15 protein-coding genes are annotated in these 18,751 nt (G+C 68.7%); 8 read left to right on the forward strand and 7 right to left on the reverse strand.

What is annotated here, in order from left to right; all coding sequences use genetic code 11:
* Window positions 1–24: 24 nt before the first annotated feature.
* Window positions 25–900, reverse strand: a complete 876-nt coding sequence (locus ACGFNK_RS12775; RefSeq protein WP_393415060.1) for a glycerophosphodiester phosphodiesterase — start codon at window positions 898–900, stop codon at window positions 25–27.
* A gap of 276 nt (window positions 901–1,176) precedes the next feature.
* Between ACGFNK_RS12775 and ACGFNK_RS12780 the strand changes: the two genes are divergently transcribed.
* The 5 genes from ACGFNK_RS12780 (at window position 1,177) to ACGFNK_RS12800 (ending at window position 8,268) form a co-directional block, all read left to right on the forward strand.
* On the forward strand, window positions 1,177–2,040 hold the full coding sequence (locus ACGFNK_RS12780; RefSeq protein WP_393415063.1) for an MHYT domain-containing protein: 864 nt from the start codon (window positions 1,177–1,179) through the stop codon (window positions 2,038–2,040).
* A gap of 40 nt (window positions 2,041–2,080) precedes the next feature.
* Window positions 2,081–4,210: an excinuclease ABC subunit UvrB gene (gene uvrB, locus ACGFNK_RS12785; RefSeq protein WP_393415066.1), complete on the forward strand. Its 2,130-nt coding sequence runs from the start codon at window positions 2,081–2,083 to the stop codon at window positions 4,208–4,210.
* A 140-nt stretch (window positions 4,211–4,350) separates the two neighbouring features.
* Window positions 4,351–4,929 carry a TerD family protein gene (locus ACGFNK_RS12790; RefSeq protein WP_055615261.1) on the forward strand — a complete coding sequence of 193 codons (579 nt, stop codon included), beginning with the start codon at window positions 4,351–4,353 and terminating at the stop codon, window positions 4,927–4,929.
* A gap of 37 nt (window positions 4,930–4,966) precedes the next feature.
* A complete protein-coding gene (locus ACGFNK_RS12795; protein WP_393415069.1) occupies window positions 4,967–6,946 on the forward strand; it encodes a TerD family protein in 1,980 nt (659 codons plus the stop codon).
* Window positions 6,947–7,266: 320 nt separating this feature from the next.
* Window positions 7,267–8,268, forward strand: coding sequence for a TerC family protein (locus ACGFNK_RS12800; RefSeq protein ID WP_393415072.1), 1,002 nt, complete (start codon window positions 7,267–7,269; stop codon window positions 8,266–8,268).
* A gap of 152 nt (window positions 8,269–8,420) precedes the next feature.
* Here ACGFNK_RS12800 and ACGFNK_RS12805 read toward each other — a convergent pair whose 3' ends face one another.
* Entirely contained in the window at window positions 8,421–9,467 is a 1,047-nt protein-coding gene (locus tag ACGFNK_RS12805; protein WP_393415075.1) for a S66 peptidase family protein, read from the reverse strand.
* A 113-nt stretch (window positions 9,468–9,580) separates the two neighbouring features.
* Between ACGFNK_RS12805 and aroQ the strand changes: the two genes are divergently transcribed.
* Window positions 9,581–10,054: a type II 3-dehydroquinate dehydratase gene (gene aroQ / locus ACGFNK_RS12810; RefSeq protein WP_393415078.1), complete on the forward strand. Its 474-nt coding sequence runs from the start codon at window positions 9,581–9,583 to the stop codon at window positions 10,052–10,054.
* A 356-nt stretch (window positions 10,055–10,410) separates the two neighbouring features.
* Here aroQ and ACGFNK_RS12815 read toward each other — a convergent pair whose 3' ends face one another.
* Complete coding sequence (locus ACGFNK_RS12815) at window positions 10,411–11,067, reverse strand: MBL fold metallo-hydrolase (RefSeq protein ID WP_393415081.1); 657 nt, start codon at window positions 11,065–11,067, stop codon at window positions 10,411–10,413.
* A gap of 10 nt (window positions 11,068–11,077) precedes the next feature.
* Window positions 11,078–11,764, reverse strand: a complete 687-nt coding sequence (locus ACGFNK_RS12820) for a maleylpyruvate isomerase family mycothiol-dependent enzyme (protein WP_393415084.1) — start codon at window positions 11,762–11,764, stop codon at window positions 11,078–11,080.
* Between the two features lie 223 nt (window positions 11,765–11,987).
* Here ACGFNK_RS12820 and uvrA point away from each other — a divergent pair, with 223 nt between their 5' ends.
* A complete protein-coding gene (gene uvrA, locus ACGFNK_RS12825) occupies window positions 11,988–15,017 on the forward strand; it encodes an excinuclease ABC subunit UvrA (RefSeq protein ID WP_393415087.1) in 3,030 nt (1,009 codons plus the stop codon).
* Window positions 15,018–15,103: 86 nt separating this feature from the next.
* On the opposite strand, the gene ACGFNK_RS12830 is transcribed toward uvrA, so the two are convergent.
* The gene (locus ACGFNK_RS12830) at window positions 15,104–15,676 is read right to left on the reverse strand and encodes a YceI family protein (protein ID WP_393415090.1); all 573 of its coding nucleotides are present in this window, start codon (window positions 15,674–15,676) and stop codon (window positions 15,104–15,106) included.
* A 100-nt stretch (window positions 15,677–15,776) separates the two neighbouring features.
* Between ACGFNK_RS12830 and ACGFNK_RS12835 the strand changes: the two genes are divergently transcribed.
* On the forward strand, window positions 15,777–16,631 hold the full coding sequence (locus ACGFNK_RS12835; protein WP_393415093.1) for a helix-turn-helix domain-containing protein: 855 nt from the start codon (window positions 15,777–15,779) through the stop codon (window positions 16,629–16,631).
* Between the two features lie 26 nt (window positions 16,632–16,657).
* Here ACGFNK_RS12835 and ACGFNK_RS12840 read toward each other — a convergent pair whose 3' ends face one another.
* Window positions 16,658–17,569 (reverse strand): carbohydrate kinase, encoded by a 912-nt coding sequence (locus ACGFNK_RS12840; RefSeq protein WP_393415096.1) that lies wholly within the window; start codon window positions 17,567–17,569, stop codon window positions 16,658–16,660.
* Window positions 17,566–18,597: a LacI family DNA-binding transcriptional regulator gene (locus tag ACGFNK_RS12845; RefSeq protein ID WP_393415099.1), complete on the reverse strand. Its 1,032-nt coding sequence runs from the start codon at window positions 18,595–18,597 to the stop codon at window positions 17,566–17,568. The genes ACGFNK_RS12840 and ACGFNK_RS12845 overlap by 4 nt, the downstream gene beginning before the upstream one ends.
* Window positions 18,598–18,751 lie beyond the last annotated feature (154 nt).

Here is an 18,751-nt window from a genome sequence, read left to right on the forward strand (position 1 = left end):
CGGTGAGCGCTCCGGTCGAGAGCCTCAGAGCTCGTTCAGCGAAGCCCGGACCACGTCGGGCTTGTTCGTGATGATGCCGTCCACACCGAAGTCCGCGACGCGTCGTGCGCCGTCGGCGGTGTCGACGGTCCATGTGAAGATCTCCAGCTGCTTGCCGTGCGGCCCCTTGAGCGCATGGATCGAGGAGACGTAGTCGGCCGAGATGGATGTGTGCGTCGAGTTGATCTGATCGGCGAACTTCGCGTACGCGGGCAGCTCCGCGACCGCCGGCGTGCCCAGGAAGCCCGTTTTGATGTCGGGCCGCAGCGCGTGCACGGTCCGAACGCTGTCCGCGCTGAAACTCTGGACGACCAGCTTGCTCCGTACGTGGTGCGGACCCAGCCAGCCCTCGTTGCTGAGGACCTTGAGGGTCTCCTTCTCGATACCCGGGTAGAGTTCAGGCTTCTTGATCTCCAGTACGAGCTTCTGGTGGTTGCGGGACACCCGGTTCATGTACTGCTTCAGCGTCGGCACGCGCGCGCCCGCGTACTCGGGGCCGAACCAACTGCCCGCGTCCAGGCGGGCGATCTCCGCCGCGGTGAAGTCCTTGACCTTCCACGGGGCCCGGCCGGGGAAGACCTCCTCGACGTTGGTCGTGCGTGCCAGGTTGTCGTCGTGGATCACCACGAGCTCGCCGTCCTTGGTGCGCTGGACGTCGTTCTCGACCCAGCGGAAGCCCAGCTCCGCCGCCTTGTCGATGGCGGCCAGGGTGTTCTCGGGAGCGTAGGCGGAAGCACCGCGGTGGGCGACGACCAGCGGCTGATCGTCGCCCACCGCGGCATGAGCGGGGGATAGGGGCAGAACAAAGGCGGCGGCTCCCAGGAGTGCTGTGGTCGTGCCGGCGGCAGCGCGCGCATGCATGCGTACTCCTTGTGTCTGTGGTCACGGACCGCTCCAGAGTGACAGCAGAGTGTCAACAGGAGGGAGGTACAGGATGGCCACAGATTGAACGGAGTTGCCCGACGGCGATCACCAGTGCCGCACAACTGAGGCAAGGGCGTGTTTCTTTGCCGGAAAATCGTTCGAGCGCTCCGGTGGGAGTCATACTCTCTGCGTCAACCCTGGCCGCCATGGCGGTCCTGGGGCGGGGCATTGCACAGAATTCCGGGACGCAACAGGGCGGAAGGGCAACCGCGCATGCAGGGCACGGTCGACGGATTCAGCTACGGACTCGTCACACCGCTGGTGGCGTACCTCATGGCCTGCCTCGGTGGTGCGCTGGGCCTGCGCTGCACCACCAGATCGATGCTGGTCACCCACTCCTGGCGGCCCGGCTGGCTCGCGCTGGGCTCTGCGGCGATCGGCTCCGGCATCTGGACCATGCACTTCATAGCGATGATTGGTTTCTCCGTCCAGGAGACCCCCATCCAATACGACAAGCCGATCACCTTCGCGAGCCTCGGCGTCGCGATCCTCATGGTCGGCATCGGGATCTTCATCGTCGGCTACAAGGGGGCTTCCGGAACGGCCCTGTTCACCGGAGGCACCATCACCGGCCTGGGCATCGCTACGATGCACTACCTGGGCATGGCCGGAATGCGGCTCAACGGAAAGCTCGAGTACAACACCTTCACCGTGGCCGCCTCAGTCGTCATAGCAGTCGCAGCCGCGACCGCGGCGCTCTGGGCGGCGGGCCAGGTCCGCGGCTTTCTGTGGAGCGTGGGCGCGAGCCTCGTCATGGGCCTCGCCGTCAGCGGCATGCACTACACGGGCATGGCCGCGCTCAGCGTCCATCTGCACGCCACCACCGACGTCACCTCCGGTGACTCGCCCGCAGCCCTGCTGGCCCCCATGCTGATCGGCCCTCTCGCGTTCCTGTTCCTGGCCGGCGTCGTCGTGATGTTCGACCCGCTGATGGTCATGGGTAAGCCCGAGTGGAGCCCCGCCCAGCAGAAGCCCGGCATCCCGGCCCACATGGTCCGCCACACCGGCCGCCGGCCCACGACCCGCCCGCGCCGCCGCCCCGACCGCCCAGGCTCCCGGACCCCGCAGCGCTGGTGATCCGACCCCGTTGTCAGTGCGGAGTCGTACGGTGGATTCCATGCGGCCCGTATCCAAGATCGAACGCACGGTGGCGCCCTTCGAGGTCGTCAGTCCCTACTCGCCCAGCGGAGACCAGCCCGCTGCCATCGCCGAGCTCGAACAGCGCGTCCGCGCAGGTGAGAAGGACGTCGTCCTCCTCGGTGCGACCGGCACCGGCAAGTCCGCGACCACCGCGTGGATGATCGAGAAGCTCCAGCGCCCCACCCTTGTGATGGCGCCGAACAAGACGCTGGCCGCCCAGCTGGCCAACGAGTTCCGCGAGCTGCTGCCGAACAACGCGGTCGAATACTTCGTCTCGTACTACGACTACTACCAGCCCGAGGCGTACGTCCCGCAGTCGGACACCTACATCGAGAAGGACTCCTCGATCAACGAGGAGGTCGAGCGCCTGCGCCACTCCGCGACCAACTCGCTGCTCACACGCCGTGACGTCGTCGTGGTCGCCTCGGTCTCCTGCATCTACGGCCTCGGTACACCGCAGGAGTACGTGGACCGGATGGTCGCCCTCAAGCTCGGCGACGAGATCGACCGGGACGACCTGCTGCGCCGCTTCGTCGACATCCAGTACACGCGCAACGACATGGCCTTCGCCCGGGGCACCTTCCGGGTCCGCGGCGACACCATCGAGATCTTCCCGGTCTACGAAGAACTGGCCGTCCGCATCGAGATGTTCGGCGACGAGATCGAGGCCCTCTCCACGCTGCATCCGCTCACCGGCGAGGTCATCAGCGACGACGAGCAGCTGTACGTCTTCCCGGCATCCCACTACGTGGCGGGCCCGCAGCGCCTGGAGAAGGCCGTCAACGGCATCGAGAAGGAGCTCGAGGAGCGCCTCGCCGAGCTGGAGAAGCAGGGCAAGCTCCTGGAGGCCCAGCGGCTGCGCATGCGCACCACGTACGACCTGGAGATGCTCCGCCAGATCGGCTCATGCTCCGGTGTCGAGAACTACTCGATGCACTTCGACGACCGCGAGCCCGGCTCCCCGCCCAACACTCTCCTCGACTACTTCCCGGACGACTTCATGCTCGTCATCGACGAGTCGCACGTCACCGTGCCGCAGATCGGTGCCATGTACGAAGGCGACGCCTCCCGTAAGCGCACGCTGGTCGACCACGGCTTCCGGCTGCCCTCCGCCCTGGACAACCGCCCCCTGAAGTGGGAGGAGTTCCAGGAGCGCATCGGACAGACCGTCTACCTGTCGGCGACCCCGGGACAGTACGAACTCTCCCGCTCCGACGGCCATGTCGAGCAGATCATCCGCCCCACCGGCCTCGTCGACCCGGAGGTCGTGGTCAAGCCCACCGAGGGGCAGATCGACGACCTGGTGCACGAGATCCGCAAGCGCACCGAGAAGGACGAGCGTGTCCTGGTCACCACGCTCACCAAGAAGATGGCCGAGGACCTCACCGACTACTTCCTCGAACTGGGCATCCAGGTGCGCTATCTGCACAGCGACGTCGACACTCTGCGCCGCGTCGAGCTGCTGCGGGAACTGCGTGCCGGAGAGTTCGACGTCCTGGTCGGCATCAACCTCCTGAGGGAGGGCCTCGACCTGCCCGAGGTCTCCCTGGTGGCGATCCTCGACGCCGACAAGGAGGGCTTCCTGCGCTCCGGAACCTCACTGATCCAGACCATCGGCCGCGCGGCGCGCAACGTCTCCGGCCAGGTCCACATGTACGCCGACAGGATCACCCCGGCGATGGAGAAGGCCATCGAGGAGACCAACCGCCGCCGGGAGAAGCAGGTCGCGTACAACAAGGAGAAGGGCATCGACCCGCAGCCACTCCGCAAGAAGATCAACGACATCGTGGCGCAGATCGCCCGCGAGGACGTCGACACGGAGCAGCTGCTCGGCACGGGCTATCGCAACCTGAAGGACGGCAAGGGCGCCAAGGCCCCGGTGCCCGCGCTCGGCTCGAAGGGAGCCAAGCCCGCCAAGGGCAAGGCCAAGGAGACCGTGCCCACCGACCGCCCCGCCGCCGAACTCGCCGAGCAGATCGAGGAGATGACACAGCGGATGCGCGCGGCAGCCGCGGACCTGCAGTTCGAGATCGCCGCCCGGCTGCGCGACGAGGTCTCGGAGATGAAGAAGGAACTACGCCAGATGAAGGAGGCGGGCATCGCCTGACCACCGCGAATGGCGCGCTGTGTTGCAAGACCGACACAAAGTGTGGGCCAGGCTTAAGCACTGTCGGTGCCCCTGCGTAGGGTTGCTGGTCAACCGCAGGATTCTGCGGCAACAGGGGACGTTCGAGAGGGGAACAGCGCGTGACGGTCAACATGACCAAGGGTCAGGCCATCAGTCTGCAGAAGAACGACGGAGGCACCCTGACCGCGGTGCGCATGGGGCTTGGCTGGCAGGCGGCCCCGCGCCGCGGCCTGTTCGGCTCGCGCACCCGGGAGATCGACCTCGACGCCTCGGCGGTGCTCTTCGCGGACAAGCAGCCGGTCGACGTGGTGTTCTTCCGCCACCTCGTCAGCGACGACGGCTCCGTGCGGCACACCGGAGACAACCTCGTCGGCGGTGTCGGCCAGGGCGGCGACGACGAGGCGATCCTCGTCGACCTCGCGCGCATCCCGGTCCACATCGACCAGATCGTCTTCACCGTGAACTCCTTCACGGGGCAGACGTTCCAGGAGGTACAGGACGCGTTCTGCCGGCTGGTCGACGAGACCAACGGCCAGGAGCTCGCCCGCTACACACTCGCGGGCGGTGGCCAGTACACGGCGCAGATCATGGCGAAGGTGCACCGCGCGGGCGCAGGGTGGCAGATGACCGCCCTCGGTACGCCGGCCAACGGCCGTACGTTCCAGGACCTGATGCCCGCGATCCTGCCGCACCTGTAGACAGCCCGGCGCAGACGACAACGAGGGGGAGAAGGCGATGACGGCCGAGCTGGTGCGGGGACAGAACCATCCGCTGCCCCAAGCCCGACTCGAGGTCCGGGTGTCCGCCGGCAAGCCGATCGTGGCGGGAGCCACGCTCAGCGACGAGAACGGCAAGGTGCGGGGCGTCGAGTGGGTGGCCCACCCCGGCTCGCCCACTCTGCCCGGTCTCGAGGTCTCCAAGCAGGCGGCGGCCGACCACCGCCTCGCCTTCGACCTGGACGCCCTGACGGAGGCCGTGCACCGGGTCAGTGTGCTGCTCGCACTGCCGTCCGGAGTCGGCGGTCCCGGCCGGTTCGGCTCCGTCGCCGCTCCCTTTGTGGCGGTCACCGGACTCGACGGGTCCGAGATCGCCAGCTACACGATCACGGGCCTCGACGCAGAGACGGCCGTCGTCGCTCTGGAGATGTACCGCAGGCAGGGTGCCTGGAAGGTGCGCGCGGTCGGCCAGGGCTATGCGGGGGGCCTCGCCGAACTCCTCGCCGACCAGGGCCTGGCCCAGGCACCCCAGCTCGCGAACGACATCAACGAAGCGGTGGCCCGGGGCCTGGCACGTTCGGTGGCTGCGCCTCCGCCGCGCACGGCCGACGGCGACCGCTCCCGGCACACCGCGACATCGGCGCTGAGCCCCGAGCAGGGCGGCCCCACCCCTCAGGGCGCCACCGGCCACGTACCGCAGCAGACCGGCTACCCCGCAGGACCCGGTCAGACCGACCCGTCCGCCACCACGCCGCCTTCCCGGCCGACAGCCGGTGGTCCGGTCAACTACAGCCACCCCGGCCGGCAAGCCGCCGCGCCCCCCTCGCCCCCGCCGACCGCGCCACCGGCCCAGCCCGGACAGCCCGCGCAGCCCGTCGCGGGCGACGCGACCGGCTGGTCCATGGAGGAGCGGCTCTACAACCAGGTGTGGGGCATGTTCGAGGATCTGGCCCGCACCACGGCCGCCTATCGCAGTGCCGTCGACTTCGCCGACTCGCGTATGGAACAGGAGCTCGACAGGGTCTTGTCCGACCCGCGCAGCCGCATAGGCGGACAGGCGGATGCCGCCCGTGAGACGGCCCGCGCCAAGCACTCCCAGCTCGTCGATCAGGCAAGGGCCGCGCTCGACCGTGACCTCGCCCAGCTCAGCGCCGAGGCGGAGGTCGTCGAGCCCGCGCTGCCCACGGCGTTCGCGCGCTGGGACAGCCCCGTCTGGCAGGGCTACCGCGTGCCGATGGAGATCCCCATGGCCCTGCGCCTCGGCGATCTCCAGCTGCCCGAGAGCTCCGGGCTGAGCATCCCGATGCTGGTACGGCTGCCGCTGGAGCGTGGCCTGTGGATCGACAGCGGCCGCGCCGGATCTCTCGACGGCTCGCTCGCCGACTCCGACGAGCTGCGCCGCCTCGCCATGGACACAGCAGTTGCGCATGCCGCCCGGCTGCTCGCCGTCTACCCGGCGGGCGAATACACGGTGCACGTCATCGACCCGGCGGGTTCCGGCGCCTCGGCGCTCGCACCGCTCGTACAGACCGGTGTGCTCCATACTCCGCCCGCCGCCGGCGCCGCAGGAGTTACCGACGTCCTGGCCAGGCTCACCCAGCGCGTCGACCTGGTGCAGATGGCGATCCGCGGAGGCGCGGCCGACTCACTGCCACCCGACCTGGACACAGCTGAGCAGCTGCTGATCGTCAATGACTTCCCGCATGGTTTCGACGACCGCGCGGTGACCCAGCTGCGCTACCTCGCGGACGAGGGTCCGGCCGTCGGCGTCCACGTCATGCTGGTGGCCGACCGGGAGGACGCCGCCGCCTACGGACCGCTGCTCGACCCGCTCTGGCGCTCGCTCCTGCGCCTCACTCCCGTGCCCGACGACCACCTCGCCGACCCCTGGGTCGGGCACGCGTGGACGTACGAGCCCTCGCTCGTACCTCCCGGCAGTCAAGTGCTCCAGCACGTCCTCACTCAGGTCGCGGCGGCCCGCCGTGCCTGGAACCGCTGACGCTCCGCGGAGTCCGTCGCCTGCTCGGTCGCAGCCAGTCCCGCGTGCCGTCCCAAATCTTGGTCAACCCATCTGACCAGCACATTTGTCCTTTTCTTTGCCAATCTCTTTACCGTTCCTTGGTGATTGAGGTACTGTTTTTCGTGCGGAGGGGAGTACTCCCTTACTACTGCGGCGTGCCCGTCAATACGGATCTGGCCAGATCCCGGGGCGTCGGCCCGAAGGCACCAGGCGTCTCATTGCGCCCAGGAGCCCCGGGTGGAAGAGACCTCCGGCAGCGACGACGCTGACATTTGCCGTTACGTACTGCCGGAGGCGCAGTGGATGTCTCGACGACCCTTTGGGTCCTGACCATCGTGGGCCTTGCCGCCCTCATCGCGGTCGACTTCTTCATCGGCCGCAAACCCCACGACGTATCGATCAAGGAAGCCGGAATCTGGACCATCGTCTGGATCGTCCTGGCGGGACTGTTCGGACTCGGGCTGCTCGTCTTCGGCGGCGGCCAGCCCTCAGGCGAGTTCTTCGCGGGCTTCATCACCGAGAAATCGCTGAGCGTCGACAACCTCTTCGTCTTCGTCCTGATCATGGCGAAGTTCTCGGTGCCCTCGCAGTACCAGCAGCGGGTCCTTCTCGTCGGCGTACTGATAGCGCTCGTGCTCCGGGCGATCTTCATTGCCGCGGGTGCCGCGATCCTCGCGAGCTTCGCGTGGGTCTTCTACATCTTCGGCGCCTTCCTCATCTACACCGCCTGGAAGCTGATCCAGGAGGCTCGGGCCGACCAGGACGACGAGGAGTGGGAGGAGAACAAGCTGCTCAAGGCCGCCGAGAAGCGCTTCGGTGTGGCCGACCGCTACCACGGCACCAAGCTGTGGATCCAGCAGAACGGCAAGCGGGTCATGACGCCGATGCTCGTCGTCATGCTCGCGATAGGCACCACGGACGTCCTCTTCGCGCTCGACTCGATCCCCGCGATCTTCGGCCTGACGCAGGACCCGTACATCGTCTTCACGGCCAACGCCTTCGCGCTGATGGGTCTGCGGCAGCTGTACTTCCTCATCGGCGGACTGCTCAAGAAGCTGGTCCACCTCAGCTACGGACTGTCGGTCATCCTCGGCTTCATCGGCGTCAAGCTGGTGCTGCACGCCCTGCACGAGTCCGGGGTCCACGTCCCGGAGATCTCCATCCCGGTCTCCCTCGGCGTGATCTGCGCGGTCCTGATCGTCACCACGATCACCAGCCTGATGGCCTCCAAGAAGCAGGCGGCGGCCGAGGCGGCGCAGAAGGAGACCGAAGGGACTCCGAAGGACAGCATCGAGGCCTGAGCCTGACGGCGTCGGAAGCAACAAACAGCACCGGGAGCGGTCGGCGCCTTGCCGGCGACCGCTCCCGGTGCTTGCTTCTGTCCTGCGGGCGTCACAGAGTGCGACGCGCCGACGAGGCCGCCGCGAGCCGCAGCGCGGAGGCTCGGCATCCTTCAGTACGTGACCGTGACGCGTCGGGCCGGGCCGTCCACGCGGATCACGCCCCCGTAGGGGATGACCAGTTGCGGATCGGTGTGACCGAAGTCCACGTCGAGGACGACCATCATGTCCCGGGCATACATGTCCACCGCCCGGAGCACGGCCTCACGCTGCTCGCGCGCGTAACGGGCCTTCGCCTCAGGGGCGTTGGGCTTCTCGAACGACCACGTCTTCGGGCGGCCCATCAGGAGCGCGGGGAAGCGGCCGAGCAGTCCGCGCTCGCCCATGCTCCGCAGGATCCAGAAGACGTCGTTGGCACTCGGCATGTCCTCGGACGTCTCAAGGACCAGCACGCAGCCGTCGTACACGGAGGGATCGCGGGCGATCTCGCGATCCGCCATCAGCAGCCAGGACAAGATCTCGATGTTGCCGCCCCAGGAGCGCGCCTCGACCACACGCTCCGGGCGGTGCCAGGTCCAGCCGCCACCGGGCTCGGTCGGCGGTTCGGAGGCGAAGGTCTCCGGGGAGTCCCATGGCAGGTCGATGTCACGGAAACGCTCGGCGGGCCTGAGTTCGTACTCCCCGGAGGTGAAGAGCGCGGCCCGCAGTGACTCCGCGGTCAGCGGGTGCACGGCGCCCGGCCGGCCGAGTTCGCACATCACGCTCGCGCCGTGATAGGCGACGATCCCGGTGTTGTGCAGATACGCGAGCAGGTTCGTGTTGTCGCTCATGCCGAAGAACGGCTTAGGGTTCGCGCGGATCAACTCCCGGTCCAGCAGCGGCAGTACGGTGATCTGGTCGTCGCCGCCGATCGACGCGATGACCGCTTTGACCGTCGGATCGGCGAACGCTGCGTGGATGTCGTCGGCTCGCGCCTGTGGTGTCGCGCCCATCGTGCGGGTCGTCGGGTACTCGACCGGTTCGAGACCGTACTCCTTGCGCAGCCGCTCCAGGCCCAACTCGTAGGGGAGCGGGAAGAGGCCCGGGAGCCCCGCGGACGGCGAGATGACGGCGATCCGGTCGCCGGGCGACGGCTTGGACGGATACGTCGGTGGCGTCATGACCGGAGCGTACGAGCCGTCCCCGCCCCGGCGCACCGTGATAAACCGAGTCTGAGCAGCAGACCTGAGCGTCGCCCTCGGGCGACGGCTCAGCCGACAGGACCGGAGGAACAGTGCCCCGCACCCTCGCCACCGCCCCGATCATGATCCTCAACGGCCCCAACCTGAATCTCCTGGGCCAGCGCCAGCCGGAGATCTACGGCTCGGACACGCTCGCCGACGTCGAGGGGATGTGCGCCAAGGCGGCTGCCATGTACGGCGGGACGGTGGACTTCCGCCAGTCCAACCACGAGGGCGAGTTGGTCGACTGGATCCACGAGGCCCGCCTGAACCATGTCGGCATCGTGATCAATCCCGGCGCCTACTCGCACACTTCCGTCGCGATCCTGGACGCCCTCAACACCTGTGATGACATGCCCGTGTTGGAGGTCCACATCTCCAACATCCACAAGCGTGAGGAGTTCCGGCATCACTCGTACGTCTCGCTCCGCGCCGACGGGGTCATCGCGGGCTGCGGCGTGCAGGGATACGTGTTCGGGGTGGAGCGGGTCGTGGCGCTGGTGGGAGCGGGTCGCGCGGAGGCCTGACGCGTGGGCCGCGGGCCGCCCGGAGGCGGGCTCGCGGCCCCGTCACACCACGGTGGTGGCCGGCCGCCGGACGTCGACCGACCGCCGCCGTGATGGGCCGCCGGCCCGAGGGCGGGGATTCGGGTGGCCGGCGACCCCTCCGCTCAGGAGCGTCTTCCTGCGCGGGCTGCCTCCAGTGGACCGCGCCGCCGCGTGCGCCGGGAGCGCGTGCGTGACACCGGCGCGTGCGCTCGGTTCACACGGGGCGCGCGACGGCGCGCGCCCGCGAAACGCGCGTCCCCGCCTGACGAGTACACGAAGGCCAACGCCCGCCCGACGCCAAGCTGTTCCTCAACCCACTGCCTGGGCCGGGCAGTTCACCAGCCCCGCGCGTGCCACTCCGGCAGATGCGGCCGCTCCGCGCCCAGCGTCGTGTCGTTGCCGTGCCCCGGGTAGACCCACGTCTCGTCGGGGAGCACACCGAAAATCTTCGTCTCGACATCGCGGATCAAGCTGGCGAACGCCTTTGGATCCTTCCGGGTGTTGCCCACGCCACCCGGGAAAAGACAGTCACCCGTGAACACATGAGGATGCCCATGCGGATCGTCGTAGACGAGCGCGATCGAGCCGGGCGTGTGCCCCACCAGATGGCGCGCGGTCAGCTCCACGCGCCCCACCCGAATCGTGTCGCCGTCGTCGACCAGGACGTCGGTCGCTACGGGGATGCCCTCCGCGTCCTGACGACCCGCGTACGTACGCGCGCCCGTGGCCGCCACGACCTCCGCGAGCGCCTGCCAGTGGTCGCCGTGCTGGTGAGTGGTGACCAAGGATGCGATGCCGTCGGCGCCGATCAGCGTGAGCAGCGTCCCGGCGTCGTTGGCCGCGTCGATCAGGAGCTGCTCGTCGGTGGCCCGGCAGCGCAGCAGATAGGCGTTGTTGTTCATCGGGCCGACCGCGACCTTGGAGATCATCAGGTCCTGCAACTCGTGCACATCCGCAGGGCCGCCGACCTTCACCGCTCCGCTGTACGTCATGTTCTTCAGCCTATAGCGGAGGGAGTGCGGGGAGCGGACCGCCATCGGTGCTCAGTGCGGAACCGTCGCGGCGGCCGCAGAGCCAGCCGAGCAGGTCGGCCTGGCGCCCCGTGACGGTGATCTCCGGCTCGGTTGCCACTCTTCCCGTGCTCCACGCGCGCGTGCCGTCCGTGATGCGTGTGGGCGGCACTTCTGGATGCCCGGTGAAGCGCTCGGCGAGGAAGCCGATCTCCCGCTCCGTGAAATCCTCCGGCAGGTCCTCCAGCTCGTACCCGATCCCCAGATCCACGTGATGCAGCTCCACCTCGACCCACCGCCGGAACGGCACCCGGGATGCCGCGTCGGTAACCCCGTTGCGCAGCTCCACCGTGCGGGACCAGTCCGCAGGCGCGGCGCCCGTCGCCTGGAAGCGGGCCGCGCTCTCGCGTACGTCGGCCAGCTGGACGTCCAGCGGCCGTGGCGCGTCCCGCTCGATGTCGGTGTCGCGGGCGTCCGCGGAGGCGTACATGGGGCGCCCTTCGAGAACGTTGACGAGAGCGTCCGCGTTGCGGGCGAGGTGGGCCAGGACATGGCCGCGGCTCCAGCCGGGCAGCCGTGACGGCTCGGCCACGGAGGCGTTGTCGAGTTTGGCCGCTGCGGTGAGCAGTCGTTCGGTCGCGTCACGTACTGACGCCAGGTCGCGCACATGATCGTTCATGGCAACGACCCTAGCTCCGCCGCACGTTCGGGTGAAGGTGGAGGACCGCCCCTGCAAATCGAATGCGCGTGCTATAGGCTCAGGCGCGGCGTCGGGCATGCTGGATGGCCCGGGATTGTTACCAACCAGGGAAACCAACCGGCGCTGTCAGTGGCTCCCCCTAGTCTGAAAAAAGACGGGGGCCCCGCCCCTGTCACTTCTCTCAAGAAAGGTGCGGACCGGCGTGGCCGACCGTCTCATCGTCCGTGGGGCGCGCGAGCACAATCTCAAGAACGTCTCGCTCGACCTCCCGCGCGACTCGCTCATCGTCTTCACGGGTCTGTCCGGGTCGGGCAAGTCCTCGCTCGCGTTCGACACGATCTTCGCCGAGGGACAGCGGAGGTACGTCGAGTCGCTGTCCTCGTACGCCCGGCAGTTCCTCGGGCAGATGGACAAGCCGGATGTCGACTTCATCGAGGGCCTGTCGCCGGCCGTCTCCATCGACCAGAAGTCGACCTCGCGCAACCCGCGCTCGACGGTCGGCACCATCACCGAGGTCTACGACTACCTGCGCCTGCTCTTCGCGCGCATCGGCAAGCCACACTGCCCCGAGTGCGGTCGCCCCATCTCACGCCAGTCGCCGCAGGCGATCGTCGACAGGGTTCTGGAGCTGCCCCAGGGGAGCCGTTTCCAGGTCCTGTCGCCACTGGTGCGTGAGCGCAAGGGCGAGTTCGTCGACCTCTTCGGTGATCTCCAGACCAAGGGGTACAGCCGGGCCCGGGTCGACGGAGAGACGATCCAGCTCTCCGAACCGCCGAAGCTGAAGAAGCAGGAGAAGCACACCATTGAGGTCGTCGTCGACCGCCTCACGGTGAAGGAGGGCGCCAAGCGCCGCCTCACGGACTCCGTGGAGACCGCGCTCGGCCTGTCCGGCGGCATGGTCGTCCTCGACTTCGTCGACCTCCCCCAGGACGACCCCGAGCGCGAGCGCATGTACTCGGAGCACCTCTACTGCCCGTACGACGACCTGTCCTTCGAAGAGCTGGAGCCCCGTTCCTTCTCCTTCAACTCGCCCTTCGGCGCCTGCCCGGAGTGCACGGGTATCGGTACACGCATGGAGGTCGACCCCGAGCTGATCGTCCCCGACGAGGAGAAGTCCCTCGACGAGGGAGCCATCCACCCCTGGTCGCACGGGCACACCAAGGACTACTTCGGGCGTCTGATCGGAGCCCTCGCGGACGCGTTGGGATTCCGGACCGACATCCCCTTCGCGGGCCTCCCGCAGCGCGCCAAGAAGGCCCTCCTGTACGGGCACAAGACGCAGATCGAGGTGCGGTACAGAAACCGCTACGGCCGCGAGCGCGTCTACACCACGCCCTTCGAAGGGGCCGTCCCCTTCGTGAAGCGGCGGCACAGCGAGGCCGAGAGCGACGCGAGCCGCGAGCGCTTCGAGGGCTATATGCGCGAGGTGCCCTGCCCCACCTGTGAGGGCACGCGCCTCAAGCCCCTCATCCTCGCGGTCACCGTCCTCGGGAAGTCGATCGCCGAGGTCTCCGCGATGTCCATCAGCGACTGCGCGGAATTCCTGGGCGAGATGAAGCTCAACGCGCGCGACAAGAAGATCGCCGAGCGCGTCCTGAAGGAGGTCAACGAACGGCTGAGGTTCCTCGTCGACGTAGGCCTCGACTACCTCTCGCTGAACCGAGCGGCGGGCACCCTCTCCGGCGGCGAGGCCCAGCGCATCCGCCTGGCCACTCAGATCGGCTCCGGCCTCGTAGGCGTCCTGTACGTCCTGGACGAGCCCTCCATCGGGCTGCATCAGCGCGACAACCACCGCCTCATCGAGACCCTGGTCCGGCTGCGCGACATGGGCAACACGCTCATCGTCGTCGAACACGACGAGGACACGATCAAGGTCGCCGACTGGGTCGTGGACATCGGCCCCGGCGCGGGGGAGCACGGCGGCAAGGTTGTACACAGCGGCCCCCTGAAGGAGCTGCTGGCCAACCCCGAGTCGGTGACCGGGCAGTACCTGGCGGGCAAGAAGGAGATCGCACTCCCGGAGATCCGCCGCCCCGCCGACCCGATCCGCAAGCTCACCGTGCACGGCGCCCGCGAGAACAACCTCCAGGACATCGACGTGTCCTTCCCCCTGGGCGTCCTCACGGCCGTCACGGGCGTCTCGGGCTCCGGAAAGTCGACGCTCGTCAACGACATCCTCTACACCCACCTGGCCCGCGAGCTGAACGGCGCCCGGAACGTTCCCGGGCGGCACACGCGCGTGGACGGGGACGACCTCGTCGACAAGGTCGTACACGTCGACCAGTCGCCCATCGGCCGCACGCCTCGGTCGAACCCGGCGACGTACACCGGAGTCTTCGATCACGTCCGCAAGCTGTTCGCCGAGACGACCGAGGCGAAGGTCCGCGGCTACATGCCGGGGCGCTTCTCCTTCAACGTCAAGGGCGGCCGCTGCGAGAACTGCTCCGGTGACGGCACCATCAAGATCGAGATGAACTTCCTTCCGGACGTGTATGTCCCCTGCGAGGTCTGCCACGGGGCGCGCTACAACCGGGAGACGCTGGAGGTCCACTACAAGGGCAAGTCCATCTCCGAGGTCCTGGACATGCCCATCGAGGAGGCCCACGGCTTCTTCGAGGCCGTGCCCGCGATCGCGCGCCACCTGAAGACCCTCAACGACGTCGGTCTCGGCTATGTGCGGCTCGGCCAGCCCGCGCCGACCCTCTCCGGCGGCGAGGCCCAGCGCGTGAAGCTGGCCTCCGAACTCCAGAAGCGGTCGACGGGACGTACGGTCTACGTACTCGACGAGCCGACCACCGGTCTGCACTTCGAAGACATCAGCAAGCTGATCTCGGTCCTGTCGGACCTGGTCGACAAGGGCAACACGGTCATCGTCATCGAGCACAACCTCGACGTCATCAAGACCGCGGACTGGGTCGTCGACATGGGCCCCGAGGGCGGAAACGGTGGCGGCCTCGTCATCGCCGAGGGCACGCCCGAGCAGGTCGCGGGGGTGCCGGCGAGCCACACCGGCAAGTTCTTGAGGGAGGTGCTGGGCGCCGAGCGCGTCAGCGACGCCGAACCGGTGAAGGCCCCGCGCAAGGTGGCGGCCAAGAAGACGGTGGCCGCCAAGTCGATGACTAGGACGGCGGCGACGGCCAGGACCGCCAACAGCACCGCCACCAAGAAGGCGGACGCGGCTACGAGGAAGGCGGCTCCGGCGAAGAAGACGGCGGGCGCCCGGAAGGCCTGAGCCGGGTTCGTACGCGTACAGCCGGCTCACACGAACGCGCCGCGCCCCACGGGAACTCCTCCTGTGGGGCGCGGCGCGTTGCACAGTCAGCCGGCCTGCCCCTGCGGCTCGACGAACTGCATGTCCAGCTGGATCTTGACCACTTCACCGAGCAGCCCCGGGGCGAAGTCCAGGCCGAAGTCGCTGCGCCGGATCTCGCCGGCCGCCTCGAATCCGGCGTGCCTGCGGTTGTCGATGACGGAGTCCACCACGCCCCCGAACTCCACTGCGAACGTCACCGGACGCGTCACCCCGCCGATCGTCAACTCGCCCTCCATCGACCACTCCTCGCCCTTTCCGGACACACGAGTGGATCGGTACGTCATCGTCGGGCGGGTCGCCACGTCGAGCAGTTCGGGGGAGCGGGTGTGCGCGTCACGGTCGGCGTTGCCCGTGTCGATGGAGGCCAGCGCGATCTCGGCGCTCACCTTGATGTCGTCGGCCGACTCACCCACGTACAGCTCGGCCTTCACCTCGCTGAAGCGGCCCCGCACCTTGGCGATGCCGAGGTGGCGGATGGTGAAGTTCACGGCGGAATGGAGGGGGTCGAGCTCCCAGTCGCCGGGGAGCAGCGGGAGAGCGGAAGCGGACACTGCGGTCGAGGTGTTGTCGTTAGCCATGCGGCCACTCTGCGAGAGATGCCGGACGGGAGGGAGACCGGGCTGAGGATGGTAGTGACAGGGCCACCCTCCAGTGCTCGTGCGTTGATACGTTCCTTGGGTGAGCGACAACGAGTTGGGCACCTTCTTGCGCACGCGCCGTGAGGCGGTCACACCCGCCGAGGTGGGGCTGCCCACCGGACCCCGTCGTCGCACGCCGGGGCTGCGCCGCGCCGAGCTGGCCACGCTGGCCGGCATCAGTGTCGAGTACCTGACCCGGCTCGAACAGGGCCGTGACCGCAACCCGTCGTCCCAGGTGCTCGGCGCCCTGGCGGACGCGTTGCGGCTGGCCGTGCACGACCGCATCCTGCTGCGCCGCCTGGCGAAGGAGTCGGGCGACGACGCCGTGCTCTGCAGCGGCGGGATGACTCCGACCCGCATGGTGCGTCCCACCACGCGGGCCCTGCTGGACCGGCTGGAGCCCACCCCCGCCGTCCTGCTGAACTGGCTCGGCGACATCCTCGCGTACACCACCGGTTATGAACGGCTCGCGGCCCCCTTGGGGCTGCTCGACGGCGCGCAACCCAGCATCCTCCGCTTTGTGTTCATCGACGAGAGGGCCCGCGCCGCCTTCCCGGACTGGGATCGCGTGGCCGACGAGCAGGTCGCCGCCTTCCGGCACGAGGCGCCGTCCAGCGATCCCCATGCGGCCGCGCTGATCGACGAGTTGACCGTCACGGCCGGAGCCCCGTTCGCCGACCGCATGGCCGCCATGCCCGTCATGCCCCGGCCGACCGGAGCCGACCTCGTCGCCCATCCCGAAGTCGGCCCTCTGCGCCTCGCCCACGAGACGCTCGCCCTGCCGAACGACGGCCAGCGCCTGATCGTGCACCTGCCCGCCGACGACGCCACGGCCGACGCGCTCGACCGGCTCAATGGCCGCCGGCCCGGCGCGTTGCGCGCGGTCAACAACTGACGCCCGCCGGTGGCCGCACAGACCGTCTAGAAGTCGCCCACCTCAGAGGCGTACGGCGGCTCCGCGCCCGCTCGTGAGCAGGTGATCGCCGCCGCGCGTGCCGCGAATCGCAGCAGGTCGCCCCAGCCGTCGGCGCCCAGGTCGGCCAGCGCCGCCGCGGACAGGGCGTCGCGGGCGGCGAGACCGTGCAGCAGGGCCGCGTTCACCGTGTCGCCGGCGCCGATCGTGTCCACCACGTCGACCCGTTCGCCCGGCACCGCGTACTCCGCGCCGTCGCGGGTGAAGACGGTCAGGCCGTCGCCGCCGTGCGTGACCACGACGGCAGCCGGGCCCGATGTCAGCCACTCGCGCGGGGTGCCGCCGAGCCAGTCCGCGTCCTCCTCGGACACTTTGAGCAGCGACACCGAGGGCAGCCAGCTCTTGAACCGGGCCCTGTAGGCGTCCGCGTCGGAGATCAGCACTGAGCGGATGTTCGGGTCGAGCGTGGTGAACACGCCCTGCGCGGCCGCGACCCGCATCAGCTCCTCGTAGGCACTCGCGCCCGGCTCCAGCACCAGCGAGCAGGTGCCGAAGGACACCGCCCTTGTACCGGACGGGAGTTGGTCCGGAGCCGAGAACAACCGGTCCGCCGTGCCCTCGACGTAGAACGAGTAACGGGCCGAGCCGTCCGTGCCGATCGACGCGACAGCGAGGGTCGTCGGCTCTGCGCCCCGCTGCACGGACGACACGTCGACGTTCGCCTCACGCAGCCCGTCGAGCAGGGCCTCGCCGAAGACGTCGGACGACACCCGGGAGCAGAAGGCTGCCGGGGAGCCGAGGCGGCCCAGCGCCACCGCCGTGTTGTACGGGCCGCCGCCGCGGCGCGGATCGAGTCCCGCGAGCGCGCCCGCCTCCTGCGGCACCAGGTCGATCAGGGCCTCACCGGCGACGACGATCACGAGTCGGGTCCTTTCTCGGGGCAGCCGCACGAAGTGCGGTGAACGAAGGCGGAGGGCAGCCGGAGCGTACGGGCCGGACGGCCGGGGGAGGCCAGCCGCTCCAGGAGCAGCCGTACGGCCTGGCCCCCGATCTCCTTGCTGGGCTGGGAGACCGCGGTGAGCCGGGGCGAGAAGAGGTCCGCCCAGGAGAAGTCGTCGAAACAGCACAGGGCCACGTCATCGGGCACGGACAGACCCCGCTCCCGCAGGGCTCGCAGTGCGCCGATGGTCATGGCGTTGTTCGCGGTGACAAGAGCCGTCGGCGGCACCGGGAGAGACAGCAGGTCGCCGGTCGCGCGCTCGGCGCCCTCCGCCTCCGAGCTGCCGGACACCACGAGACGTTCGTCGAACGGGAGCCCCGCGTACGCGAGCCCGTGCCGGTAACCCGAGATCCGCTCACTCGTGGTGCTGAGCCCCGGCAGACCGCCGACCAGGCCGATCCTCTTGTGGCCCAGCTCGGCGAGGTGGGTGACCAGATGCCTGACGGGCTCGGCGTTCTCCGCGCAGACCTGGTCGAACGTGAAGCCGGGCGCCGCGGACTCGTCGACCAGCCGGTCCAGGAACACCGTCGGTACGTCATGCCGCCCGAGGTAGCCCATGAGCTCGCCCGGATGCACCGACGGCGCGACGATCATGCCGTCCACCCGCCGCTCGTGCAGCAGTTGGACCACCTTGCGCTCGTGCTGCGGATCGTCGTGGGGGTCCGCGATCAGCAGGCTGTACCCCTGCTCCAGGGCACCGGCCTCGACACCCTGCAGGATCTCCGTGAAGTACGGATTGCTGATCGCCGACACCGCGAGCCCGATGGATCGGGTACGCGCCGTGACCAGGGATCTCGCCAGCGAGTTGGGCGTGTAGCCGAGCTCGTCGATGGCGTCGAGCACCGCCTGGCGGGTGGCCGGCCGCACCGTGCGGGTGTTGTTGAGGACGTGCGAGACCGTCGCGACGGAAACGCCCGCGCTGCGGGCCACGTCGACCATGGTCGCCATGTGGTGCCTCCTCCCACCCTCGCAGCGGCCGTACAGCCGGGCGCTGTCTGGACGGACCGTACCTCATGGGACGGCAGACGTAAACGCTTGCGCAAACGATTACGTAAGCGTTTGCGCAAGCCTTTACGCGAGCGCTTGCGCAATCGTTTACGTC

The sequence above is a fragment of the Streptomyces sp. NPDC048825 genome, from assembly GCF_043198355.1.
Taxonomy (GTDB): Bacteria; Actinomycetota; Actinomycetes; order Streptomycetales; family Streptomycetaceae; genus Streptomyces; species Streptomyces xiangluensis.